31 protein-coding genes (1 of these 31 only partly in view) are annotated in these 24740 nt (G+C 45.5%); 24 read left to right on the top strand and 7 right to left on the bottom strand.

Annotated features, from left to right (window positions below; all coding sequences use genetic code 11):
• The first annotated feature begins 4 nt into the window (after positions 1 to 4).
• From MLD56_RS21395 to MLD56_RS21375, 5 genes are all read left to right on the top strand, one after another.
• On the top strand, positions 5 to 1675 hold the full coding sequence (locus MLD56_RS21395) for a response regulator (RefSeq protein WP_029517172.1): 1671 nt from the start codon (positions 5 to 7) through the stop codon (positions 1673 to 1675).
• Between the two features lie 99 nt (positions 1676 to 1774).
• Positions 1775 to 2113 carry an STAS domain-containing protein gene (locus MLD56_RS21390; RefSeq protein WP_023990272.1) on the top strand — a complete coding sequence of 113 codons (339 nt, stop codon included), beginning with the start codon at positions 1775 to 1777 and terminating at the stop codon, positions 2111 to 2113.
• Positions 2114 to 2131: 18 nt separating this feature from the next.
• Positions 2132 to 2584 carry an anti-sigma B factor RsbW gene (gene rsbW / locus MLD56_RS21385; RefSeq protein WP_013311930.1) on the top strand — a complete coding sequence of 151 codons (453 nt, stop codon included), beginning with the start codon at positions 2132 to 2134 and terminating at the stop codon, positions 2582 to 2584.
• Positions 2581 to 3354, top strand: a complete 774-nt coding sequence (locus MLD56_RS21380; protein WP_013311929.1) for a sigma-70 family RNA polymerase sigma factor — start codon at positions 2581 to 2583, stop codon at positions 3352 to 3354. The genes rsbW and MLD56_RS21380 overlap by 4 nt, the downstream gene beginning before the upstream one ends.
• Positions 3355 to 3475: 121 nt before the next feature.
• Positions 3476 to 4435, top strand: coding sequence for a magnesium transporter CorA family protein (locus MLD56_RS21375; protein ID WP_029517173.1), 960 nt, complete (start codon positions 3476 to 3478; stop codon positions 4433 to 4435).
• 114 nt (positions 4436 to 4549) lie between these two features.
• Here the strand turns inward: MLD56_RS21375 and MLD56_RS21370 are convergent, their stop codons facing one another.
• From MLD56_RS21370 to MLD56_RS21355, 4 genes are all read right to left on the bottom strand, one after another.
• Entirely contained in the window at positions 4550 to 5026 is a 477-nt protein-coding gene (locus MLD56_RS21370) for a DUF5665 domain-containing protein (protein WP_049816975.1), read from the bottom strand.
• Between the two features lie 95 nt (positions 5027 to 5121).
• Positions 5122 to 5523 carry a YtxH domain-containing protein gene (locus MLD56_RS21365; protein ID WP_029517175.1) on the bottom strand — a complete coding sequence of 134 codons (402 nt, stop codon included), beginning with the start codon at positions 5521 to 5523 and terminating at the stop codon, positions 5122 to 5124.
• A 41-nt stretch (positions 5524 to 5564) separates the two neighbouring features.
• On the bottom strand, positions 5565 to 5822 hold the full coding sequence (locus MLD56_RS21360; protein WP_013311925.1) for a GlsB/YeaQ/YmgE family stress response membrane protein: 258 nt from the start codon (positions 5820 to 5822) through the stop codon (positions 5565 to 5567).
• Positions 5823 to 5957: 135 nt separating this feature from the next.
• Positions 5958 to 6662: a phosphatase PAP2 family protein gene (locus MLD56_RS21355; protein ID WP_029517176.1), complete on the bottom strand. Its 705-nt coding sequence runs from the start codon at positions 6660 to 6662 to the stop codon at positions 5958 to 5960.
• Positions 6663 to 6893: 231 nt separating this feature from the next.
• Here MLD56_RS21355 and MLD56_RS21350 point away from each other — a divergent pair, with 231 nt between their 5' ends.
• A complete protein-coding gene (locus MLD56_RS21350; protein WP_029517177.1) occupies positions 6894 to 7613 on the top strand; it encodes a pirin family protein in 720 nt (239 codons plus the stop codon).
• Between the two features lie 192 nt (positions 7614 to 7805).
• On the opposite strand, the gene MLD56_RS21345 is transcribed toward MLD56_RS21350, so the two are convergent.
• On the bottom strand, positions 7806 to 8033 hold the full coding sequence (locus MLD56_RS21345) for a DUF1128 domain-containing protein (RefSeq protein WP_029517178.1): 228 nt from the start codon (positions 8031 to 8033) through the stop codon (positions 7806 to 7808).
• A gap of 120 nt (positions 8034 to 8153) precedes the next feature.
• Here MLD56_RS21345 and yyaC point away from each other — a divergent pair, with 120 nt between their 5' ends.
• Together yyaC and MLD56_RS21335 are read left to right on the top strand one after the other, a co-directional pair.
• Positions 8154 to 8744, top strand: a complete 591-nt coding sequence (gene yyaC, locus MLD56_RS21340; RefSeq protein WP_049816976.1) for a spore protease YyaC — start codon at positions 8154 to 8156, stop codon at positions 8742 to 8744.
• An 88-nt stretch (positions 8745 to 8832) separates the two neighbouring features.
• On the top strand, positions 8833 to 9627 hold the full coding sequence (locus MLD56_RS21335) for an alpha/beta fold hydrolase (protein WP_029517180.1): 795 nt from the start codon (positions 8833 to 8835) through the stop codon (positions 9625 to 9627).
• Positions 9628 to 9781: 154 nt separating this feature from the next.
• Here the strand turns inward: MLD56_RS21335 and MLD56_RS21330 are convergent, their stop codons facing one another.
• Entirely contained in the window at positions 9782 to 10348 is a 567-nt protein-coding gene (locus MLD56_RS21330; RefSeq protein ID WP_029517181.1) for a pyridoxamine 5'-phosphate oxidase family protein, read from the bottom strand.
• A gap of 394 nt (positions 10349 to 10742) precedes the next feature.
• On the opposite strand from MLD56_RS21330, the gene MLD56_RS21325 reads away from it, so the two are divergent.
• The gene (locus tag MLD56_RS21325; protein ID WP_029517182.1) at positions 10743 to 11399 is read left to right on the top strand and encodes a DUF6483 family protein; all 657 of its coding nucleotides are present in this window, start codon (positions 10743 to 10745) and stop codon (positions 11397 to 11399) included.
• Positions 11386 to 12600 carry a class I SAM-dependent methyltransferase gene (locus MLD56_RS21320; protein WP_029517183.1) on the top strand — a complete coding sequence of 405 codons (1215 nt, stop codon included), beginning with the start codon at positions 11386 to 11388 and terminating at the stop codon, positions 12598 to 12600. Before MLD56_RS21325 ends, MLD56_RS21320 begins: the two co-directional genes overlap by 14 nt.
• An 80-nt stretch (positions 12601 to 12680) precedes the next feature.
• Here MLD56_RS21320 and MLD56_RS21315 read toward each other — a convergent pair whose 3' ends face one another.
• Positions 12681 to 13004 (bottom strand): hypothetical protein, encoded by a 324-nt coding sequence (locus MLD56_RS21315; RefSeq protein WP_029517184.1) that lies wholly within the window; start codon positions 13002 to 13004, stop codon positions 12681 to 12683.
• Between the two features lie 145 nt (positions 13005 to 13149).
• Here MLD56_RS21315 and MLD56_RS21310 point away from each other — a divergent pair, with 145 nt between their 5' ends.
• The 14 genes from MLD56_RS21310 to MLD56_RS21245 all read left to right on the top strand — a co-directional run.
• On the top strand, positions 13150 to 13764 hold the full coding sequence (locus MLD56_RS21310; RefSeq protein ID WP_029517185.1) for an undecaprenyl phosphate transporter UptA: 615 nt from the start codon (positions 13150 to 13152) through the stop codon (positions 13762 to 13764).
• A gap of 1 nt (position 13765) precedes the next feature.
• Positions 13766 to 14335, top strand: a complete 570-nt coding sequence (locus MLD56_RS21305; RefSeq protein ID WP_029517186.1) for a thioredoxin family protein — start codon at positions 13766 to 13768, stop codon at positions 14333 to 14335.
• 3 nt (positions 14336 to 14338) lie between these two features.
• A complete protein-coding gene (locus MLD56_RS21300; protein WP_029517187.1) occupies positions 14339 to 14968 on the top strand; it encodes an MBL fold metallo-hydrolase in 630 nt (209 codons plus the stop codon).
• 241 nt (positions 14969 to 15209) lie between these two features.
• Positions 15210 to 15419, top strand: a complete 210-nt coding sequence (locus MLD56_RS21295; protein ID WP_029517188.1) for a hypothetical protein — start codon at positions 15210 to 15212, stop codon at positions 15417 to 15419.
• 80 nt (positions 15420 to 15499) lie between these two features.
• A complete protein-coding gene (locus MLD56_RS21290) occupies positions 15500 to 15886 on the top strand; it encodes a hypothetical protein (protein ID WP_025675434.1) in 387 nt (128 codons plus the stop codon).
• A 304-nt stretch (positions 15887 to 16190) separates the two neighbouring features.
• Positions 16191 to 16478, top strand: coding sequence for an Asp-tRNA(Asn)/Glu-tRNA(Gln) amidotransferase subunit GatC (gene gatC, locus MLD56_RS21285; protein WP_013311910.1), 288 nt, complete (start codon positions 16191 to 16193; stop codon positions 16476 to 16478).
• Between the two features lie 27 nt (positions 16479 to 16505).
• Positions 16506 to 17963, top strand: coding sequence for an Asp-tRNA(Asn)/Glu-tRNA(Gln) amidotransferase subunit GatA (gatA, locus tag MLD56_RS21280; RefSeq protein ID WP_023990257.1), 1458 nt, complete (start codon positions 16506 to 16508; stop codon positions 17961 to 17963).
• Positions 17964 to 17989: 26 nt separating this feature from the next.
• A complete protein-coding gene (gene gatB, locus MLD56_RS21275) occupies positions 17990 to 19435 on the top strand; it encodes an Asp-tRNA(Asn)/Glu-tRNA(Gln) amidotransferase subunit GatB (protein ID WP_013311908.1) in 1446 nt (481 codons plus the stop codon).
• Between the two features lie 129 nt (positions 19436 to 19564).
• Complete coding sequence (locus tag MLD56_RS21270) at positions 19565 to 20026, top strand: GNAT family N-acetyltransferase (protein ID WP_029517189.1); 462 nt, start codon at positions 19565 to 19567, stop codon at positions 20024 to 20026.
• Positions 20027 to 20121: 95 nt separating this feature from the next.
• Positions 20122 to 20835, top strand: coding sequence for an MgtC/SapB family protein (locus MLD56_RS21265; protein ID WP_029517190.1), 714 nt, complete (start codon positions 20122 to 20124; stop codon positions 20833 to 20835).
• 83 nt (positions 20836 to 20918) lie between these two features.
• Positions 20919 to 21572, top strand: a complete 654-nt coding sequence (locus MLD56_RS21260) for a hypothetical protein (RefSeq protein WP_029517191.1) — start codon at positions 20919 to 20921, stop codon at positions 21570 to 21572.
• Positions 21573 to 21579: 7 nt separating this feature from the next.
• Complete coding sequence (locus tag MLD56_RS21255; RefSeq protein WP_029517192.1) at positions 21580 to 22983, top strand: DUF4097 family beta strand repeat-containing protein; 1404 nt, start codon at positions 21580 to 21582, stop codon at positions 22981 to 22983.
• A gap of 108 nt (positions 22984 to 23091) precedes the next feature.
• The gene (locus MLD56_RS21250; RefSeq protein ID WP_029517193.1) at positions 23092 to 23523 is read left to right on the top strand and encodes a Fur family transcriptional regulator; all 432 of its coding nucleotides are present in this window, start codon (positions 23092 to 23094) and stop codon (positions 23521 to 23523) included.
• 184 nt (positions 23524 to 23707) lie between these two features.
• Positions 23708 to 24740 carry the 5' portion of a glycosyl hydrolase family 18 protein gene (locus MLD56_RS21245; protein WP_029517194.1) on the top strand. The gene runs 686 nt beyond the window's last position, so only the first 1033 of its 1719 coding nucleotides appear in the window; it begins with the start codon at positions 23708 to 23710; the stop codon falls past the right edge of the window.

Below are 24740 nucleotides of genomic sequence, written 5' to 3'. Positions count from 1 at the left end.
TTCCATGGGGCTTCATGAACCGATTCATATATTGCTGGTAGATGACAGACCTGAGAACCTGCTCGCTCTTGAGGCGGTGCTGGAGAGTGAACAATATAATCTGGTAAAGGCCACATCCGGGGAAGAAGCGCTGCGATGTCTATTAAAAGATGAATTTGCACTCGTAGTCCTGGATGTGCAGATGCCGGGTATGGATGGTATTGAGACCGCAAAGCTAATCAAGGCCAGAGAGAAAACGAAGGATATTCCGATTATCTTCATTTCAGCTAACAGCAAGGAAGCGGAGCATTTATTTGCGGGATATTCAGCAGGCGGTATTGATTATATGGTTAAGCCGTTCATCCCTCAAATTCTCAAGTCCAAAATTGAAGGTTTCGTGCAAATGTATCTGACAAACAAGCGTTTGAAGACACAGTCCCATCTGCTTCATCAGAAGACCCAGCAGCTGGAGAAGATGAACAGCGAACTGATTGCCGCCAAGGAGGCAGCGGAGATTGCTGCCAATGCCAAAACGGAATTTCTGGCGATGATGAGCCATGAGATCCGCACACCTATGAACGGCGTCATTGGAATGATTGATTTGCTGATGGAGACGGAGCTGCAAAGCGACCAACAGGAATATGCCGATATCATCCGTCGTAGTGCAGATGCACTGGTAGCAGTCATTAATGATATTCTGGACTTCACTAAGCTGGAGTCAGGCAAAATGGAGGTAGAGGAATATCCTTTTGATCTGGTTTCCTGTATCAAGGAAGTTTTCAGCCTATTTACGGTAGAAGTGAACCGAAAGAACTTGGAACTGGTTTATTTTCTCGATGAACAGATGCCTCCTGTGTTATATGGAGATATGGGAAGATTGCGTCAAGTACTGATTAACCTGATATCCAATGCTGTCAAATTTACAGACCGGGGCGGGGTGTATGTTTTCGCATCTGTCAAAGAGCAAAGCGATAATGGACTTACCGTTGAGTTTTCTGTGAAGGATACAGGCATTGGTATTGATCCGGCTAAGGTTGGAAGGTTGTTTCAGCCCTTTTCCCAACTGGATTCTTCAATGACACGTAAATATGGTGGAACCGGGTTAGGACTCGCCATTTGTAAAACCTTAGTGAATATGATGGGCGGAGATATCCGTGTAGATACGAGCGGAGAACAGGGCGTGACGTTTCATTTCACAATGAAGCTTGGCTTTGCTCAGGAAAATGAACTGGAGGGAGAGTCCAGCCACGATTGGGAAATTCCACATCAGGAATCTCCAAGTCGTAGACCTGTACTGGTCGTTGATGATCATCCGATTAACCAGAAGCTGATGGTTAATATACTGGATAAGCTCGGACTGGCTTCAGATGTGGCAGCAGATGGACAGCAGGCGCTTGATATGGTCACGGCTAATCAGGACTATGACTATATCTTTATGGACTTGCAGATGCCTGTGATGGACGGTCTGGAGTGTACGGGTAGAGTGCGTGAACAATTGGCGGGAAGATCGCAACCTGCCATTATCGCCATGACGGCTAACGTCATGGAGGGTATTCAGCCTCGATGTATTGAAGCGGGGATGAACGATTATATTAGTAAGCCCGTTAAAATCAGCAGTGTAAAACAGGCATTGCTACGGCATTCTCCGGACCATTTTCCAATGCAACCGGGTAAAGATCAGATCAATGAAGCTTAGATGGTGGCATTTGGTAGTGTTTAAAAAGTTATACCGTGATTCAAACGCTCGTATAATGGGTTAGTATGTAGGGAAATCTTTTTTTGGGAGAGTAGGCCTATGAATACAAATAAAAATGAGAAGTTTAATGCAATTACGGAAACAACCGATGGCGTAAATACCGTTTATCTGAGTGGAGAGTTGGATCTTTCGGTAGCACCTGATTTTCGTCTGGTGATGGAGCCTTTGGTGGGGGAATCCAGCCAAGATTTGATTATTAACTTGAGAGACCTTAAATACATTGACAGCACAGGTATTGGAATCTTGTTATCCATTTTAAAAGCAAGGCATGGGATGGAGTCTCGCTTTGCTGTTCAAGAGGTACCGCCTCAAATTCAAAAGCTATTTGATATGACTGGTATTGCCAAATTCTTTGTCCCCCAGGAGAATTCCCAATAGGAAAGGAAAGAAAAAGAAATGAACGCTCAAATTCAAAAAGTAGTTCTTAATTTGCCGGCAACTGCTGACTTTGTTGATATTGTAAGATTAAATTTATACGGTATTGCCGCGAAAATGGGATTCTCTTATGAGGATATTGAAGACATGAAAGTGGCTGTATCGGAAGCCTGTAATAACTCTGTCCTTTATGCATATGGTCATGAGGGGGGAGTCGTGGAAGTGACATTCGAATTTGATGAAGTTTCGCTGTCCATTCGTGTCAAAGATGAAGGGGAGAGCTTTGAACGCGTGGAGGACCCGTCCCGTATCGCATCCTTGCATGACAAGGAGTTGAATGATGCACAGATAGGCGGATTAGGCTTTTATCTCATGCAGGCGCTTATGGACGATGTCCATATCTTGAATGAGACAGGAAAAGGCACCGAAGTGGTGCTGGTAAAGCGCTTGACCAGAAGTGAGGAAAGAGTATGAATGAAAAGGTAACTCCCCCGGAGTCGATGGATGAAGCCGTTGGTCTAATCTGGGAGTACCAGCAAACCAAGGATAACGAGATTGCTACCGTGCTGATCCGCAAGTATGAGCCGATGGTCAAGATGGCTGCCGGGAAAATCTCCCGTAACCGTCCGGACTTATACGAGGATTTATATCAGACCGGTCAGATGGCTTTGATACGTCTGCTTCAGCAATACGATATCAGCTTGGGTATCCCATTTGAACCGTACGCTATGAAAAGTATGCTGGGACATATGAAAAATTATTTGCGCGACAAATCCTGGTACATCCAGGTTCCTCGCCGCATTAAGGAAAAGGGTGCGCTTGTTCAACATGCTATTGATGAACTGACCGTTAAGTTGGAACGCTCACCCAATGTGGACGAGATTGCGACCTATTTGGATCTAACCGTGGAAGAAACGATCGAGGTGCTTGCTGGTCGTGAGTGCTATCACTATGTTTCACTGGACTCGCCTTTATCCCAGGAAGAGAGTGCAGCTACGTTAGGCGAGCTCATTAGCTCGGATGCTAACGATTATGACACTGTGGAAAAACGAATGGATTTGCAGCAGGCTTTAAGCCAACTGAAGGAGCAGGAACAGAAGGTGCTTCTTCTGGCATTTCAGGACGGTCAATCTCAACGTGCGATTGCCCAGACGTTGGGCGTATCACAGATGAGCGTTTCCCGTATTCAGAAGCGGGCTACGGAAAAGCTGAAGCAGATTATGTCTAATTCCTCTATTTCATGAGAAAAACGCGGAATTCTTGGTTTAACATATTTGATGTCACATCGTAAGGACACGTTATTCCGATTTGGGGAAACGTGTCCTTTTTATAAAGCGAAAAAGGTTGGGAGGAAGGTTGGAATCCATGACAGCATTTGAACAGATTTCTTCCTTTCGTGGAGGATGGGAATGGTGGGACATCAGTGCTGGGAATTGGCAAGATTCGGTCATACAGCACTTGAAGGAGAAGCTCCCAGAAGCCGCAGAATGGCTGGACAAGGTAGAGGACATTCCATCCAGCTTTATATCTGTGCGCTTTCCAGATGGCAATCAGCCCTTAATGTACGGGTCGCTGATCTACTCCGTTCAAGAGGAAATCGATAGTCAACGCAATTGCAACAAGTTTTATTTTCTGGTTCTAAACCAGAAGTTGGTGACGTTAAATTTGGATCAAAATACCCGTGAAATTATGCACACCGCGGAACGCCAAAAAATGCTGGAACAGTGTGAGGATGCAGCTGACGGCATGTTTGTATTGGCGAGAGCCGTGCTTCATTATTTTCATACAGGTATGGATAAGTTCGAGATCAACCTGAGAAGACTGGAAGAGGACATGGAGAAAAGAAATGCCCGTACACTGATGGATTCTATATTGAATGCACGTTTCGAGCTGTTGTATTGGAGCAATATGTTCATTCCTTTTTCAGAGCTGGTAACGGCTTCTCGGGAGGCATATTTGGATAAACTGGAGGAGAATCGCTTTTTTAAGCAGTTACTTTACCGTGTGACTCGGATGGAAGGACTTTTCCTGCATTATGAAAAGGAAATCGACACCCTGATCTCTATTGACGAGGCCATTTCCGCTTTTAGGGGCAATGAGATTACGAAGACGCTCACCATTGTGACCGCCGTTTTTACACCTGCCACTGTAGTGGGGGCCATTTGGGGCATGAACTTTGAAAATCTGCCTTGGATTAAAACAGGCTGGGGTTTTACCGCCGTGATTATTGCCACATTGCTAAGTATGGCGGGAATGTACGGCTGGCTGATGATGAAGGGGTGGACAGGTGACTTATTGAAAACTAACAAGCGCAACAAATTGTAGCGGCTGATTACGGCTGTTATAATTTACAAATAAAAAACGATCCATCGTAACAGGAGGCTCTTTGGGGAGTCTATATCGGTTACGATGGATCGTTTTTAAATGAGATAGGGACAATTACTTAGTACCTTGGCTCATTTTGATATATCCTAATAATTCGGCGATGAAATCTCCGATGACCGGAAGATTTAACTGTACCAGGAAACTGAGCAACCAAGCGAGCAAGGCGAGTATGACCACTGTACCCAGCGTAAGGCCGAGACCACGTGCAATCCCTGCAGTCAGATTGCTCATAATTCTTCTTTTCGTGCTGGAGTAGTTCTCTATAATATCTTTGAATTCTGCTTTTTCCAATGTATCTGCGATTTGATCTAGGCGTTTGTTAAGCCGCTTGACCTCATGGCGAAGTTCAAAAGGATGCTCATTTACATCAAAGTCTCTCTCCGGATCATGTGTTTTAACATGATGATGAGTAGAAGAGGTCTGCTTGGATGAAATCTCATCTGGCTGATCTTGAGCCTGGAGGGGGTGAAAGGTTCTCTTGTTGTTCCGAGCAAGATCATCTCCATAGGAGTTTGGTTTGTTCATTGTCATCCCAGCCTTTCTATCATTTAAAAACAGCCAGCTTCTTGCATGCTGGCTGTTCAGTGTTTGGATATTATTTTGGTTGTAATCGGAATGTGTTCCTATTAGGAATTTGCATTTAATTGTTTTTGAGTGTCCTTGGCTGCTTGAGCGGTTGCATCCATAACTTCTTTATCCGCTTTGGCCGCTTCATTAGCGACATCGGCAGAAGCTTTGGTTACGCTGGATACGATGTTGTCTTTACTCTCGGATACCGTTTTGGCTACATCTGCTGTTTTAGTGGAAACGGTTTTGGCCAAATCTGTCGCTTTGCTGCTAACTACAGATGCGACATCCTTCGTTTTATCGGAGACAACAGTCATTTTTTCGGACAGATCACTACGTAAATCGCGACCCGGCTTTGGAGCGAACAGCAGGGCTGCCGCAGCACCAATCAAACCTCCAATGAATAAACCCTTTGCAAAACCTGAAGTGCTTGCCATATTTTGATTGTCAATGTTACTCATGATATATCACTCCTTTTATAGAATAAAAATATATATAAATGTTAGGTAGCCCTTCTCAATAGCCTGGACACAAGTCCGAGCAAGAATACGAACAATGCGGTTCCAAGTATGGCTGGAATGACTGCAAAATCTCCGATGACCGGGCCCCAGTCTCCCAACAGCATGACACCTAGCCAAGCTCCTACAAATCCAGCAATCATAGAGCCTGCAATGCCGCCAGGCATTTCATGTCCAGCTAGTGCATCGCCAATCAATCCGATAATAATGGCCATTACAATACTTAGTACAATTCCCCACACAAGGATCGCCTCCCTTATCCTAAGTTCACAAACGATAACGTTTTTGATAAATGCTGAGCTTCGATATTGCTGTGCCTTGCTTACTTCGTATATAAACGTCATGACCCGGAGTGAAACAAAAAGCCGAATCGGACGTTATGGGCGGGGGGGAGAAGAAAGTTGCATTTTCGCTCGCCAATAGATCATAGGAACGGTAAACGCCAGCCAAATGATGCCTGCAATATAACCACCCACAATATCTGTAGGAAAGTGAACTCCTAAATATATACGGCTTAGTCCAATCAATATAATGAGCAGTGCACCAAGAACGCACGGGAGGAAGAGCGAACGCTCACGAATCTTTCGTTCTATAGCCCAGATGGCAAATATCATGCCGTAAGATCCCATGGAAATCATCGCATGACCGCTGGGAAAACTGTAGCCCCCGGCTTCAACCAAATGTTGAAGTGACGGGCGTTCCCGTTGCAGAATTTCTTTAATGAGCGTATTCAGCACCCACATCGCCGTAAAGCTGCTTAGGATCGCAAAGGAATAAGCTTTTGAACGAAGAAAGACCCAGCATAAGGTAGCAGCACCGAGGGCGATAATTAACGACATGCTGAATGAACCGAAAGACGTAATGAATATAGCGATGGTTAGCAATTGGTCATGAGTAGCTGCTGTGTCTGGAAAAATAGCATCCTGTATACGCTCATCCCAATATAGAAAAGGAGCCGTGCCAATCCATTGCACAGAGTAGGCGATGAGAAGCATCACAGCGATCATGATAATAGATGCATACAGACTACGACGCAAATAGCTTGGTAGGAACCGGGATGGTTGGGGTTTATGGGATAGCATATGTAATAAATCTCCTCCTTATGGCTGTAATAGATTTAATTTTTCGTACTATTAACTTAACTAATAATGAACTTAAGAGCAAAACTCGACGGAGACGACAGGCTGATTGAGGCATTTAAGCCCGGGGTAAAGGGATCGTATCACAGTGTTTGCAATGCCAGGGCCGAAAGTGGAATAGTCATCACGAAGCAAGGCTGCTTTACGGAACTGTAATCCATGGAGGTGTTAAGGATGATTAAAATAGTGACATCGGCAGAAAGACATACCTCAAATAAAGGATGGATTCATAGTGAGTTTAGCTTTTCATTTGCCGATTATGAAGATCCGAGCAATGCCCATTTCGGTTGTATGCTAGCCCATAATGATAACAAACTTGAACCGCAGCAAGGCTTCAAAAGACATCCGCATCACGATTTGGAAATCGTCACTTATGTAATTGAAGGCCAATTGCATCATAGCGATAGCTTGGGACATGAGCAGGATTTAAAAAGCGGCTCGATTCAGGTTCTGAGTGCAGGCACCGGGATTGAACATGAAGAGCGAAATACTGGGGATGAAAGACCGGTTCGCTTTTTGCAAATGTGGTTTTTACCCGAGAGCCCTGGCATTCAGCCTTCTTATCAGGTGCAAAGATTCAAGCACAGTGAACGCCTAAATCAGCTTCAGCCTGTTGTGTCTGGTTCAGAAGTGGAGGGAACGTTATCCATCGCGCAGGATATAAATCTGTATCTGAGCAGATTGGAAAAAGGCCAGCAGCTTGAATATCCGCAGCAAGAGGAGCGCCGCACCCACATTTATGTAGTTAGCGGTCATGTGGAAGTTACGTGCCAGGATGGAGATTTTCAGTTAGGGCCTGGTGATGCTGCACGAATTCAAAAAAGTTGTGCATTAAAGATACTAGCTACAGATAATGAGGATATATCTGAACTGGTGTTAGCAGATTTACCTTGAAGCATCCTTGAGTGAAGAAGTGTATGAAAATGCGTATATGCAATCGAAAAATAAAGCTCGTATCCCCGTTGCGCGTCTGTTGAAGCGAGCGGAGGTACGAGCTTTATTTACGGTGACAGGGCCACTGGCATGAAGGCTGTTGCTCATGATGATAGGTTGGAATACAGCTAAGCTGTATTCCTATAGGCTGATTCAGGAGGACTTACGCAATCTACCCAGTTCAGAAACAATAGCTTCAACCTCGGAAATGCTCAGGTTAGGCTTGTTTATCACCATATCATAGACATCATGGATGTCCTCGTATTGCTCCAGCGAGAAAGCGGAAGCTTGCATAGCAGCACCACTCGCCATACGGAGCTTGGTTTTAATGCCCTCAATCATATACTCAATGTTGGCATGAGACGGTACAGACAAATCCATCGTTAATTTTCCATCCTTTCATAACAGGGGAAGTTGCCTGTATTGTATCATGTTTTTGTTGTAGAATGTACTGAAAGCCAGATTACCAATATACAACCGAATCAAGGAGGATGGGCAAAGTTGTCTTTGTATAATCGAGCTCCCGCACCCGGACGCTCGTCCTTAGAACATAATGTAAAGAAAACAGATCGAGATGGACTCGCGCCGTTTTTCCGAGAAATTCATCATCAGCATGCTATAGATAAGTTGACTTTTGTTTGTATCGGTACAGATCGCTCGTCGGGTGATTCACTGGGGCCACTGGTAGGCACCATGCTCAAGGAGCAAGGTTTTCCGCACGTGATTGGGACAATGTCGGAGCCCTGTGATGCGGATCATCTGGTTCCATACTTGGAGTGCATTCCCCAAGATCATCATGTGATCGCCATAGATGCTTGTCTTGGACAGCACGGCTCAACGGGAATGTTTCTTATTGCGTGTGAACCGCTAACTCCTGCGCGATCGGTAGGGCTGTCTCTGCCGTCTGTGGGTCATTATAGTGTTGCAGCGATTGTGAATGAGCGCAGTCCCAAACCCTATTGGACACTCCAAATGACTTCGCTTCACTTGGTCATGACAATGGCTGCGCATATTGCTAATGCGGCGGCTTGTGAATTTGGCTTAAAAACAGCTTCGCAAGATTTTCCAGAGGGTTACCGTTTCAGATATTGATCGTCTGCTTAATAATATACATCAGCATGTTCTACTCACTAATATATTCAGATCCAATAGATTATATACAGAGAAGGAAGGGTTCCACATGGAAAAGGTATTATGCGAAGGAACGACGATCTGCTATGCCGAACAGGGAAAAGGAGATCCGATCATTCTATTGCACGGATTTTGCGGAAGCTCCTCCTATTGGGATGAGGTTGTTCCCTTGCTGTCCCCAAGCTATCGTTGTATTGTTCCAGACTTGCGTGGACACGGACGCAGCGATGCTCCACTAGGAGCCTATACGATTGATCAAATGGCAGATGATGTGCTTAAACTTCAAGAACAATTGGACATCCCTCAGGCTGCCTGGTTTGGTCACTCCCTAGGAGGCTATTTAGCCCTTTCGGCAGTGCAGAGACATGCAGAGCGCCTTACAGCCTTTGGACTGATTCATTCCACAGCTTATGCAGATACGGACGAAGGTAAAGAAAAGCGTAACAAGGCTGTATCTACCATCCAAACGGAGGGGATTACCAACTTTGTAGATGGACTCGTACCGGGACTGTTTGCTCCTGATCATGTGGAGTCGATGTCCAGCCAATTACTTAAAGTCAAAGAAATTGGCTACAAAACACCTCCGCAAGGAGCTGTAGGAGCATCATTGGCTATGCGCGAGCGTCCTGACCGACGGGATGTGTTGTCGGCTTCTGCCTTGCCAGCTCTTTTAGTAGCGGGGGAGCAGGATCAGGCGGTTCCTCCAGCGCGGACGTTTACAACAGATCGGGCCGGAGTAACTCAGGTTACCCTGCCGGAAGCAGGTCACATGAGCCTGTTTGAGGCACCGGAGCTATTAGCTAATGCTATCTTGGCGTTTTTGGAGCAAAACTTGAAAAAGTAGACTAAGGTAAGCCCAAAAACCGGAACCCTTTGATGTGATCGTCAGAAGGTTCCGGTTTCTTGTATGCAAATTGTTTTTAGATGTGGTCACTATACATTCAGTTTATTTGAATTTTGCTGACTTGTTGTATCATATCGGTTAATGTGCAGAATACCTAAGTCATATTATTTTTGTTCAAGGCAAACGCCGTCGGCAAACCATCAATACTCTCTAAACTTTTCTCGTATGCATACTTTTTAAGTACTTCTTCGCCCATCTGAATCGCCACGTCCTTCAGCTTTTCCCGTTCGCTCGTGTAAGTCATGAAGGGAACTGCAAAACCACATGAATCCTGCACCATATGAACATCAACTACTATGATTTGTCTTGCTCCAGGAAGTGGATTAAAGAGAGGATACAGCTCATTCCAACGCTTTGTATTGGGCAACACGACTGTGCCAGTACCATAGAGTCTTAATACACTGGGCTCGCCTTCAAATGCACAGAACATGATGGTTACCCGTCCGTTCTCTATAATGTGCGCACTTGTTTCGTTGCCACTTCCCGACAAGTCGAGATAGGCTACCTCCTGATCTGACAAAATACGAAAGGAATCATATCCCTTGGGGGAAATATTCACATGCCCCGTCTCGGATATCGGTGCTGATCCTACAAAGAAAATATGCTGTCGCTGTATGAACTCTTTATATTCCGGTAGTATCGCACTGGATTTTTTTCCCATACTTAAACGTCCTCCCCTGTAAAATATCAATGCATAATTTTGTTTCGAATGAAAATAAATATTTTATTTTATTATATGAATCAATAAATAATAAAGATTATTTTTGTTTCGCATGAAACAAAAATAACACGAGACTAACGGAGAATCAATATCAAATTTTCAAATACTCTATTTCGTTAGTCCATGATCGGCTACAAAACACTGTACTAACGGAATGTTACGTGCCATACGTGATTTCTGAGTGTCGAATCTTTGATGCTATAAAGTATTTGTAATTGTGTTAAATGAAATTGCGGCATGGCGGTGGCATTTGGCTTTTAGACAAGGATGTCATACAATCAGAAGACAGAAGTTTCTGGTTGTCTAGGCATCGGGATGAAAGGAAGGGAACGGCTTGCTTAGAAAAGACTATTTGCTCAGTATGATGGAAGAATTGACATCCGCAGTAGCATCGGTGCTCGGTCTTAGGCGCGAAAATAAACACATCGAAGCGCTGAAACAGCTAGATGACCTGCTCAACAAGCAGTTTCGTCTTCGTTCAGATCTGCTCAGACGATTGCCGCCGGAACAAATTATTGAGCTTTTCCGATTGGGCCCTGGAATTGAAGCGGATAAGCTTCAGCAGGTGGCTCGCATTTTGGAGGAAGAAGCCGCGATTTACCTGGAAACCAGCAGAACAGACGAAGGTATACGAATCTTGATGAAATCTCTTCATTTATATTTGTACAGCGATACGAATGGCGCGACTCGTGATCTGCAGGTCCTGCCTGAACGAATAGCGTGTATCGTGAAGCTGGTGCGCGAATATGAGCTCCCCCCTGAAACCAGCAAGCTGCTGGCTGTTCATTACGAGCGAGAAAACAGGTTGGACGAAGCCGCCGATGTCTGGTTTGGATTGGCATGGGAGCAGCCAGAACTGCTAGCGGAAGCGGAGACGTTTTATAGTCAATTACTGGATAAGACCAATGCAGAGCTGGAGCAGGGTGGAATTTCACGCCAGGAAGTCACCGAGGGTTTGACCGAGATCACCCAATTACATGAAAGAAAGTGAGATGTACCTTTTGGATTCACTGCGCGAACTTATATACCAATTGACCACGGGAGGATCCCTCATAACAGCGACGCTGAGTCAGCTTCGCAAACGGGAGGATGCTTCTTTTACTAAAGTACAAATTAAACCTGTAGAATTGAAAAACAAACTGCATTACCAGTTTGCTTTTCATTACAGCAACAAAGTCATTCATGAAAATCTGACCCCTGACGAAGCTAACGAGCGTATGACTGCCTTGTTTGAGGACACGTTCCGCCAAGGACTTTTATGCGCCAAGGATGCAGACTACCAAGTGCTGATCAGTAAAAAATATAAAGTATCCATTCTGACAAAGTCACCGAGCAAAAGTAAAGCCGACCTGTCTCATAATCGCAAAAAGCAATATGTGCTCGAAGAAGGGGAACGAATTCCTTTCCTGATTGAGCTGGGGATTATGAATGAGGATGGTAAGGTACTGGCCCGCAAGTATGATAAGTTTCGTCAAATTAACCGGTTTCTCGAAATGGTGCAGGATGTATTACCTAGCCTTCCGGTAGGCCGCCCATTGACGATTGTGGATTTTGGCTGTGGCAAATCGTATTTGACCTTTGCGTTGTATCACTATTTGGCTGTACAGCAAAAGCGACCATTGCAGATCGTTGGTTTGGACTTGAAGGCAGATGTCATTGAAGCCTGTAATGTTCTGGCTCAAAAGCTGCAATATCGACAGTTGGAGTTTCTGGTCGGTGATATCGCAGACTATAACGAACTGGAACAGGTGGATATGGTTGTTACCTTGCACGCTTGTGATACTGCAACAGATGCGGCGCTGGAAAAGGCTGTTCGCTGGGGTGCTTCCGTCATTTTGTCGGTTCCGTGTTGCCAGCATGAGCTGTTTAACCAACTGGAAAATCCGGTATTGGAGCCGTTGCTTTCCCACGGCATTTTAAAGGAGCGTTTTTCTGCACTGGCAACGGATGGAATCCGGGCCAAACTGCTGGATATGATGGGATATCGGACACAGCTATTGGAATTTATCGACATGGAGCATACACCTAAAAATATTCTGATTCGTGCCGTCAAAGGGCAAGCGGGAGAACAATCCGTTCTGTGGCGTGAATACACAGCATTTCGGGATTTTATTCATGCTGATCCTTATTTGGAACGCGCTTGTGCGGACTTGCTTCCCGAAGGAGCGGGGAAAAAGCAGACACATAGCTAGGAATATAGTAAAAGTGGAGCCACTGCGGGGTGGCTCCACTTTTTTGTAGTTCACAGTTCATGATTGCAGTACACAAACATCTATCCGCCATAGGCATTTCTAAAAGCGGTGCACAAGACATCGCGATCCACCTTCCACAATGCCGCGAGCTCCTCGCTGACATCTTCATCCCACCAGTCGCACAGTAGTTTGCGATTACTATGGTTTTCCGCAATCCAGATAAGGTGTCCGACGACCTTGCGGCAGTATAGTTCTTCGCCCTGCTTGACCAGATCAGGAGCAATGTGAACAGGCAGACGTTTGCAGGTTCGATACAACTCTTTGGTACATGCGCGGCGGATACCACGAGCCGTGGGTAATCGGGATTGTGAATTGTCATGTTTGGGGAATTTGCCGGGAGGCATATTGTACCCCCTCCTCTCTCTCACAACTTATGCGGGCAGAGGATCCGGGGTCACTGACTTCCCTTTTTGGACGAAGTGGCGACTTGTTCTGCCGCTGTGATACACTAAATGAAAATAGAGAAACAGGCAGGGAGTGGGAAGAGAGATGGACCAAATATCTAGTATCATTAATTATTTGTTTGAGATCATTCGTAGTCTTGGGTATTTTGGTATTATGCTAGGCTTGATGGTGGAGGTCATTCCAAGTGAAATAGTCCTCGCTTATGGCGGTTTTTTAGTGTCCTCGGGTCATATTAATTTTTTTGGCGCAGTCGTGTTTGGAACGATTGGCGGGGTGCTGGCCCAGTTGTTCATTTACTGGATTGGACGCTATGGCGGCAGACCCGTTTTAGATAAGTATGGGAAATACATACTCATCAAAAAAAGTCATGTTGACCACGCTGAAGCCTGGTTCAATAAATATGGCACAGGGGTCATTTTTACAGCTCGCTTTATCCCTGTTGTTCGTCACGCGATCTCAATCCCTGCCGGGTTGGCTCGAATGAACGTATGGCGCTTTATTATTTTGACAACGCTGGCGATTATACCTTGGTCTGTTTTGTTTATATATTTAGGTATGCTGTTGGGAGACAAGTGGGAACAAATTGACGAAGTGGCAGCACCTTACATCAAACCGATTTTGCTGGTTGCTCTTGCGCTCTTGATCATTTATTTTGTTATCAAATGGATTGTAGCCAAAAACAAAAAAGGAAGTGTATAACATGAGCCGTACTAACGTATCGCAATATTTCGGAAAGGGCTTGAGTCCTGAACAATTTATGGAGGGCATGGAAAAGAACAAAGAAGCCTTCCGCTCTGGATACGATCAGTTTGTGTGGAGCAGCGAAGAGGATCGGGAGTTTTTTGAAAGCCTGAACCATCGTGATGATCTGCGTGTGCTTATATTGGCTGCCGACTGGTGTGGGGATGTAGTACGCAATGTGCCAGTTGTGTTCCGCGCGTTGGAGAATAGCGGGATTCCAACCGAAGTATTGATTCTGGAAAATCATCAGGCGCTGATGGACGACTTCCTGACAATGGGCGGACGTGCTGTGCCGATTGTGATTTTTGCGGATACGGGAGGTCATGTACTTGGCCACTGGGGACCACGCCCTGCACATGTTCAACAAATTATGATCGCATTCAAACGTGAAAATCCAGATCGGGAAGCCGATGATTATCAAGAAAAAATCGCAGTTGCTCGTAAAGAAATGGCTGGAAAATATGGGGAGGGAACCGAGGTCCATCCTGTAATTGTTCAGGAATTACGCGAGCTGATCTCGGGATTTTAACTTATGACATTATCTATTCGCAGTTTTAATCTCGGCCCGCTCCAGACGAATGCTTATTTGCTTCAAGGAGATGATCCGAAGCGCGCTGTTATTATTGATCCAGGGATGAATCCGGGTCCTTTGCTGAGAGCCATTGAGCCACTGACGATTGAAGCTATCCTGCTGACGCATGCCCATTTTGACCATATCGGAGGAGTAGAGGAGATTCGCAATGCCAAAGACTGCCCGGTTTATCTGCACGTCTTGGAGCAAGACTGGCTTACATCTCCTAAGCTGAATGGCTCCTTGATGTGGCCAGAGGCATCCCCTCCGATCTCGACGGAACCAGCCGAATATGACTTGGCAGAAGGTCAACAATTGAACCTGATCGGTCACACGTTCCGGGTTTTCCATACACCGGGCCATTCACCCGGAAGTGTCAGCTTTTTATGCGGCAAAGATCTTTTTTCCGGGGATGTGCTATTTCGTCAGGGCGTTGGACGCACGGATCTGGCGGGCGGCCGCGAACGGGATCTATACGATTCTATTCAGAACAAATTGTTTCCACTCGGAGATGACGTTACAGTCTATTCCGGTCACGGTCCCAAAACGTCCATCGGTTATGAGAAAGCTAACAATCCGTATATCCGGTAAATGTGATGAATGTTCAGTAGGGGCAAAATCAAAGGTGTGACAGGTTTTGCCCCATTTCGACAACAAATTATAAATTATGTATAGACAAAGGTTTTTATTTTTGTTAACATAAATTTATTGAAGTTACATACTAAACTCGCGAAGCACGCAAGCTGTGGATGAATCCCGGTTTGCGTTCTTTTTTTTGCCCATTAAGAGGATAAAGAGGCATGAGGCCGTCAGATCACAAGGGGGAGCAAGAATGAAAAGAAAACATATATATGGGGTACAACGTGAGATTGGAGGTAGTTTCCGGGTTCCCAATATAATAGATATTGAAGATTCTGTGGCAGATTCCAAGCCGAAGATCATAACTTGGAAAAAGGTGAAACGACGGGGCGGAATCCCTACACAAAACTGGCATGTGAGGCTGAATGAACACAGGTTGGGACGTGGAGACGGTCGATTATGAAGATACATAGATGATATAGACAAGCTACTTTTTTTTTAGTAGACTTAGCAGATAAGTTCAGACAAACGGGGGGGCTAACGATGCATCATTTAGGAGCTAGAATTATGATCGTCGCGGATGCTTTTGAGCAGAATCTTCCTGTGGGCGAACATGGTTATATCATTGCTTACGACCGTAATGCGGACAATGCTTTTGACTATGTCATTCGCGTACCGAAGGTGAACCGCAATTTTTTTGTACCATCCGGAGACATCGAGCTGGAAGAGAGTATTCTCAAGCTGGAAGCCGAGCGGATTGAGCGTGAAGCGCTGATAGATTACGCCCTTGCTACCCATAATGAGCAACTGTTCATGCATGTGATGAACGGTGGTATTGATTCGGTAGAGACTGAGGAAGAAGAAACCGCGGCGGAGTTGTTGTCACAGGCTGATTTTATCAGACAAGTCAATTTGCGTGCTTGGATATAGGAGTCGGCTACGGTCGATTCTTTTTAAGAATATATAAAGGGCACAATCTCAGCTCCTATAGTTTTCACGAAAGAGCACCGAAAGGTGCTTTTTTTATATTCTTTTAACAACATTTACCTCATCGAAGTGCAGTTTGCTTCTGTACCGCGTCAAAGATTGAATTGTAAAGGGTTCTATCCTATAATTAAAAACGTTATTTCAAAGTTCGGTGCAGCATTTTTTAATATCAGGATTTTGCAAAATTCGATTTCAGTCGCTTATTGGATTTTTTGCAAAATCCTCATATACATGAGGAGGGTTTTGTATGAACATTTCCACGGAAGATGTCCGTCACGTAGCCAAGCTGTCCAGGTTGAATCTGACCGCGGCTGAGGAAGAAACGATGACAGGACAATTAAACGCCATTCTCCATTATGCGGAGAAGCTGAATGAGCTGGATACGGAGCAGGTAAAGCCGACCACTCATGTGCTGCACGTCAGCAATGTCATGCGAGACGACGAAGTTCGCGAAAGTTTGACACATGAGCAAGTGATGCGCAATGCACCTGAAGAAGAAGACGGACAGTTTAAGGTTCCTGCTGTTCTGGAATAGATCTCATATTTGAAAGGAGGATGCAAATTGAGCTTGTTCAATAACACATTGCCCGAGATACATAACAAGCTGCATCAAAAGGAAATTTCCGTGAGTGATCTGGTAGGACACGCTCTGGAGACAATTGGTGCGCGGGAAGACAAGATCAGAGCTTATATTACCGTTGACGAGGAACAGGCCCGTGCATCCGCACGTCAGCTGGATGATCAACTGATTTCCGGAGAGGAAAGAGGGTTGTTGTTTGGCCTGCCAGTTGGCATTAAGGATAATATTGTGACAGAAGGGCTGCGTACAACATGTGGCAGTCAGTTTTTGAAAAATTTTGATCCCGTTTACGATGCCACAGTTGTTAGCAAGTTACGCGCAGCGCAAACCGTGACACTCGGTAAAATGAACATGGACGAATTCGCCATGGGCGGCTCTAACGAGAACTCCAGCTTTTTCCCTGCACGTAACCCTTGGGATTTAGAACGTGTTCCCGGTGGTTCCAGTGGCGGCTCGGCTGCGGCTGTTGCAGCAGGTGAGGCTTATTTCACGCTCGGCTCGGATACAGGGGGTTCCATTCGCCAGCCCGCTTCTTACTGCGGAGTAGTTGGCCTGAAACCAACCTATGGTCTAGTATCCCGTTTTGGACTGGTGGCTTTTGCCTCCTCTTTAGACCAAATTGGACCCATTACTAAAAATGTTCAGGATTCGGCCTATGTCCTACAAGCCATTGCAGGTTATGACCAGAAGGACTCCACTTCTGCAAAGGTAGACATTCCTGATTATTTGAACGCTTTAACCGGGGATGTAAAAGGACTACGTATCGCTGTGCCTAAAGAGTATCTTGGTGAGGGCGTCGATCCTCAGGTCAAGGAAAAGGTGCTGGATGCACTGAAAACGCTGGAAGGATTGGGCGCTGTATGGGAAGAGGTATCTCTTCCACACACGGAATATGCGGTTGCGACATACTACCTGCTGGCTTCATCCGAAGCGTCATCCAATCTGGCACGTTTTGACGGCGTGCGCTATGGTGTACGTTCTGACAATCCAGACAACCTGCTTGATCTATACCATCAGTCCCGTACGCAGGGTTTTGGTCCTGAGGTGAAGCGTCGGATTATGCTAGGTACCTATGCGCTCAGCTCTGGGTACTACGATGCTTATTATTTGAAAGCTCAAAAAGTGCGCACACTGATTAAACAGGATTTTGATCGTGTATTTGAACAATATGATGTGATTATCGGACCTACTGCACCGACAACTGCTTTCAAAATCGGCTCGCAAGTGGACGATCCATTAACAATGTATTTGAACGATATTTTGACGATTCCGGTGAGCTTGGCTGGTGTGCCAGCCATTAGCATTCCGTGTGGTCTAGCGGATGGAATGCCAGTCGGACTACAAATCATCGGAAAAGCCTTTGACGAGTCTTCCGTGCTACGCGTAGCTCATGCTTTTGAACAAAATACCGAATTTCACAAGCAGCGTCCGCAGCTGTAATTTGCCAAAAAGGAGGGAACCTATTCATGTCTACAACTACATCCAAGTATGAGACGGTCATCGGACTTGAAGTGCACGTGGAATTGCATACGAAGTCTAAAATATTCTGTGGATGCTCGACATCCTTCGGAGCACCACCCAACTCTCATACATGTCCGGTCTGTCTCGGTCATCCAGGGGTATTGCCGGTATTGAACCGTCAGGCCGTTGATTATGCGATGAAAGCAGCAATGGCGCTGAATTGCACCATTGCTGATGTGAGCAAGTTTGACCGCAAGAACTATTTTTACCCCGATTCACCTAAGGCCTACCAAATCTCACAATACGATCAACCCATTGGCGAAAATGGCTGGATTGATATTGAAGTGAATGGTGAGACAAAGCGTATCGGTATTACTCGACTGCATCTGGAAGAGGACGCAGGGAAATTAACACATGTTGATGGTGGCTACGCATCTTTGGTCGATTTTAATCGGGTCGGCACACCATTGGTCGAGATCGTTTCGGAACCGGAAATATCTTCGCCGGAAGAAGCCAAGGCCTATCTGGAAAAAATACGTGCCATTATGCAGTATTGTGACGTATCCGATGTGAAGATGGAGGAAGGATCACTTCGCTGCGACGCGAATATCAGTCTTCGTCCGCATGGACAAAAAGAGCTAGGAACTAAAGCGGAACTGAAAAACATGAACTCCTTCCGTGGCGTACAGCGCGGACTGGAATATGAGCAGTTCAGGCAGGAGCAGACGCTGGACGAAGGCGGAACAATTGTACAGGAGACACGTCGTTGGGATGAAGCACAAGGTAAAACTTTATCCATGCGTGGTAAAGAACAGGCCCATGACTATCGTTATTTCCCAGACCCGGATCTCGTTACTCTTCATATAGACGAGGAATGGAAAGAGCGCATCCGTGCTTCGATTCCTGAATTGCCTGACCAGCGTAAAGCACGCTACACTTCCGAATATGGATTACCTGAGTATGATGCCCAGGTGATTACGTCCTCCAAGCCATTGGCCGATTTGTTCGAGGATAGCCTTCAATTCACCAAGGATGCCAAAGCAGTATCCAACTGGATTATGGGGGATCTACTCGGTTATTTGAACAGTGCCGGTGTTGAACTGTCGCAGGTTAAATTGACCGGTCGGGGCTTGGGTGAAATGATCGGACTGCTGGAGAAGGGAACGATCAATAGCAAAATCGCTAAAACGGTCTTCAAGGAAATGCTGGAAAGTGATAAACTGCCACAGCAAATTGTCGAAGAAAAAGGGCTTGTACAAATCAGTGATGAGGGTGCGATCCTTACAATTGTCGAACAAGTTGTAGCAGCTAACCCGCAATCAGTTGAGGATTACAAAGCTGGCAAGCAAAAGGCCATCGGCTTCCTAGTCGGTCAAGTGATGAAGGAGAGCAAGGGGAAGGCAAACCCTGGCCTTGCTAATAAGTTGCTGACGGAAGTGCTGAACCGCTAATGGCATAGATTTGACAGGGGCTTGTCTTTTAGGGACAGGCCCCTTTTGCATAGCCGCTAAGAATGGTTGGCGCGAACAAGCTTTAGAACCTGATGGCATTTTATGAGTTTCCTTAGGAGGGAAAACAGCATGGTTACCCTATGTTCATTGGAAGATGATGATATCGTCAGTCAGATATGGCGTCTACAGCATGTTGCCTATAGGCTGGAAGCTGAGCTGATTGGGTTTGATGAAATTCCTCCACTGATGGATACATTGGATACGCTGAGAAGCTGTGGAGAGTCTTTTTATGGGTGGCTGGAGGACGGTGAATTGCTAGGAGCACTGGCTGTGCAGTCCGAATCGCCCGATTCGCTTACCCTTACACGTATGATGGTTCACCCAGATCATTTTCGTAAAGGCATTGCAGATTCTTTAATGAAGCATGTTTTGAATGAATATCAAAATATCCCGTTGTTTATCGTCTCTACAGGAACTCTAAATACTCCTGCGGTGGCGTTATATCGAAAACATGGCTTTCGTCCCGTATCTGCGGCTGAGGTCGCTCCAGGCGTGGAATTAACTACCTACCATCTGCATAAGGTGGAATAGCATTGAGGTATCAAATTGACATTAAAAATGCACATAAGCCCACAAACCGCGCACCCGGAGTGGGAAGCACGACATAACCGGGAGGAGAGACTCGAATGAATAATCCGTGGATTATAGACGATTCACATATCATTTTACGGCTTTTACTGTCCATGCTTCTCGGTGGATTCATTGGGTTTGAACGCGAGCGTTCCAATCACGCAGCTGGTTTGAGGACTCATATTATGGTCAGCCTTGGTTCGACGCTGATTATGCTACTCTCCATTTACGGCTTTGCCGATTTTATTAAAGAAGCTAATGTACGCATAGATCCCGCTCGTTTGGCTACCGCTGTGATCACTGGCGTAGGCTTTTTGGGTGCAGGAACGATTATGTTCACAGGTAAATCCATTACCGGACTAACGACTGCGGCTTCCATTTGGGTCGTGGCTGCTATTGGCCTTGGGGTTGGAGCAGGGTTTTATTTCCCATCTATAGCGGCGACAGTGCTCGTATTTTTAAATTTATGGGTGTTTAACAAAGTTGAACTTCGGTATATGCGTGGACGCAAGCGCCATCTTATTACATTGTACGGATTGGCCTCTCACGGATTGCTGGATCAGATTTCGACTTATTTAGAGCAAGAAAAAGTGGAAATACGTAAAATAATGATTAAAGAACATGAAAATGTCCCATTTCACGAATTACATCCAGATCGGCAGAGTATGGAGGTTTCCCTAGAGGTGCTGGCCCGTCATGATTTTAATCCTGTACGTATTGCAGCAGATTTACGACAATGGGAAGATATAGCTGCAGTCTCTGTTGAGTAATAGGGTACCTTTTTTTAACAGTTACTCTTAAATCTGAGTGGGGTACTATGTAAGCATTGAAATGTTTTTCAGCGGAACCACGTATGGGATTCAAAGGGGAGGATGGCATGAACTCGGAACAACCGTTACCGTCTGGAGAGGCTGGACAGCTACAAGCATCGGAACAGCTGGAACAACCCAGACAGGGGAAGCGTCTAAAATACGCTAAATTTCGCAAAGTGATTGCCATTATCATGGCGGCATTGTTACCCGGACTGGGACATCTTTTTTTAGGACTGTTTATCAGGGGGCTTAGTTTTATTGTATTGCTCCTGCTAGATATTTTTGCGATGCTGTATGTTTCCTCTGACGGCTTAAGGATCAACATTCCATTACTTATTTTGCTTGGATTGTTCATACCTGTTTTATATTTTTATAATGTATATGATGTCTTACAGTCTGCAGATTATATGGTTCGCTATCGACGTAAGCCTGATCGTTATGTACGAATGGATGCTAGAGGCCAGCAAAGTAGTCCTTTTTATGCGTGGGAGAGAGGCTTTGCTTTTGCTGTGCTGATGGTGGCAGGCGGTGGGCTTATGATTTTGTTTCGCATGAAACCTCGCTGGTTGAGCAATTTCTTTGAGGATTATGGATTCCTTACGCTGGCTATTTTATTAATGATGATCGGTTTATTCCTTTTTCTAAGGGAAGCCTTTCTGACCTTTAAGCGTAAAAAGTTGAAAGAAAGAGGGTGAAGCTGGCGTGCACCGTAAAATAAGAGTCGGGCGTTACACCTCTTCGCTTCTGTTGATGGCTGTAGGCATTTTGCTTATTGTAGATGTGTTTCAAAATACTGAATATATGCTTCAACTCCTCGTTTGGTGGCCCGTAATCTTCGTGCTTTGGGGACTGGAGTATCTAATTTTTTTTGCTGTGTACTTTCGGAAAGAAGGCAAGTCTGACAATGGAAGGCGATTCAGACCTGACCTAAAGGGGATTCTGTCCGCTTTGGTAGTGGCAGCCTCGGTTTTTATCGTGACCCAGCAAAATCATTATATGTATCTGTGGAATCGGGTCAGTCTCAATCTGACGTCAGCCTCTATGGATTTTAGCCAGGCTAAAGAGAATCGGTATGATATGGGTGGTGTGCTGGTACCTGTAACTATGCAGACGTCCGATTTAATAGTTGATTCGGTTAATGGTGATGTAACACTGATCAGACGACCTGTGTCCAATATAGAGGTACGAGGGACTCTATGGGTGGATCAAGCGCCTGCTGCCGAAGCGGACAAGATTGCTCAAGCTTCTTCACTGACTTCTACCGACGGCAAGACTATCCAGATTCGTCCGGAGGCACAGTCATACGGAGCATCAAGCAAACGTCAGCCCCGTGTGAACATGCTGATCACCGTGCCTGAGGACCGACGGTTCAATATGCAGATTAGAACCTCCAACGGGAATATTACCTTGAATGGAGTTGATGCTATTGACAGCATTAGACTCGAGAGCGGTAATGGAAATCTCATCGTTAATGACGCTATCGGCAATGTCAAGGGAGGCACGCTGAACGGTCAGGTTAAATTGCATCGGATTTCTGGAGATGTGGATGTGCGCACGAACCGAGGCGACATGCAGGCAGGCGATATTGAGGGAGCTGTCACACTACATACCATGGTAGGTGACATTCAGCTTGCTCGTTCGGAAGGAGATATCACTGTTGATACTCAGAATGGGGACATGAATGTGTTGAATTCTACAGCCAAGCTGAATGCTAATTCGCTTAATGGCTCTATCAAAGTGCATAGCGAACAGGTGAGCGGAGATTGGAAAATATACAGTGCTGTCGGTGATATCGTATTGGATCTTCCGTCGAATGGAGATTTTCAGTTAGAGGGTTCAAGCAGTTATGGTAATCTTCAATCCGATTTTCCATTTAAAATAGACAGTAAAAGTATTTCAGGCCAAAACGGGACAGGCAAGTATGCGATCAACGTGGAGGGCAACAGTAATTTAACCATTAAAAAGTTACTGATGCCGTCGTTACCCGACTTGGAAGATTCCGGGGGTACGACTGCGCCCGATACATCTGAAATCTCTCCGGCTGAACCTAGAGCTCCCGAGACAGATACCTCTATAGGAGCATCCGGCGACAATACGGCGCGTTGACAAGAAACTTGAGTAGACCGTACAATGTGAGTAGGTTTAGAAGTAAGTTGTAAATAGATGCGTGGTAATTGATAGGATCGTAAGTAAGGGATAAGGCGGTGGACATATATGGCAGCACGCGTCCAGCATGCTTTGGAACTTCTAAAGAAGACAGGTGTACGCATAACACCCCAGCGTCATGCCATATTAAACTATTTGATGGAAACCATGGGGCATCCGACTGCAGATGAAATATATCGAGCGCTTGAGTCCAAGTTTCCAAGTATGAGTGTGGCTACGGTTTATAATAACTTAAAGATGTTTATAGAAGCGGGTATGGTACATGAGTTGACCTATGGAGATAACGCCAGTCGTTATGATGCCAATATTTCGGAGCACTATCACATCATTTGCGAAAAATGCGGAAAAATTGAAGATTTCAGTTATCCCTATTTGGCTGATGTGGAACGTCATGCTGCGTTGGAAACAGGCTTCGAAGTGCATGGACATCGTATGGAGTTACACGGAGTATGCAAAACTTGTAGTAACAAACAAACGTAACGAAACAAGGAATAGAGTTTTTTTGTGCGGTATGTATATATTGTAATGGATTGGAAACGTGAGCAATTCTCCGTAAGCGGGGATTTACCGCGTTTTTTTGTTTAAATCACTTTACTTTTGTTTCAAGTAATCTGTTGAGGTTACAAAATACGGAATTCAAAGTTCATACAATGGAGGTTCAATATTGGCCAGAAATCATTCCAGACGCCGCCGTAAACGTTCACGATTCAAAGGAGCGGCAAGCCTGCTATTATTTGCAGCGATTATATGCGCAATTACTGTCGTATGGTTTGGTAATCCCCTTCATGAGAAACCCGATTGGCAGGGCAGTGTCCGTCCTATTTTTATGCAGGGCAAGTTGACTGGGTATGAAGCTCAAAGCTCCGGCAAGAACATGCTGATGCCGCTTAAATTGGTGCAAAGTCAAATTGATCCTTCGGTTCGCTATGAGGATGACAGCCAAACCGTCATTATGGCGACGAGACAAAGCTTGCTCTATATGAAGGTTTCGAAGGCACAAGGGGAATTGAATGGTAAAACATATGCGCTGAGCGCAGCCCCCCAGGTGATCAGTGGAGAGGTATATATCCCGATAGAGGCTGTACGTGAAGTATACGGCGTTTCTATACACGAAGACTCTGTAACGGGTGCCGTTATCTTGATGAAGGCCGGCGAGAAGGTCAGGCTGGGTAATGTAGAAAAGAAGGATGGGCAACAGGATGCTAGAATTGCCTTACGTAAAGAAGCCTCTAGCCTATCTTTTATTTTGACAGATGTACCTCAGCGGACGAAAGTACGTATCTGGTCCCAACAGGGTGATTGGTATTTTGTGCAGTTAGACAATGGCTATGCAGGATACATTAAATCAGACCATATCGCTGAAGGAGAAGAGCTTGTGATTCCTTCGGTTAAGGACGATTTATCCATATCGGAGAAGCATTGGGAGGGTAGACCAGTGAATCTCGCTTGGGAAGCCGTCTATAATCGCAAGCCTGATCCTTCCAAGTTTGATCCTATGCCTGGAGTAAATGTGGTGAGCCCTACGTGGTTCAGTGTCGTCGATCATGAGGGCACTGTAGAAAGCAAAGCGGATCCTGCTTATGTCAGCTGGGCACATCGCAAGGGTATGGAGGTTTGGGGGTTGTTGAGCAACAGTTTTAATCCCGAACTAACAACAGAAGCTTTGTCTACCTTTGAACGTCGAAAGTCGATTGTAG

Origin of the sequence: Paenibacillus peoriae (assembly GCF_022531965.1) — a bacterium.
Classification (GTDB): Bacteria; Bacillota; Bacilli; order Paenibacillales; family Paenibacillaceae; genus Paenibacillus; species Paenibacillus polymyxa_D.
The sequence above is the reverse complement of the archived record's forward strand: the minus strand, read 5'-3'. Positions and strand labels throughout refer to the sequence as shown.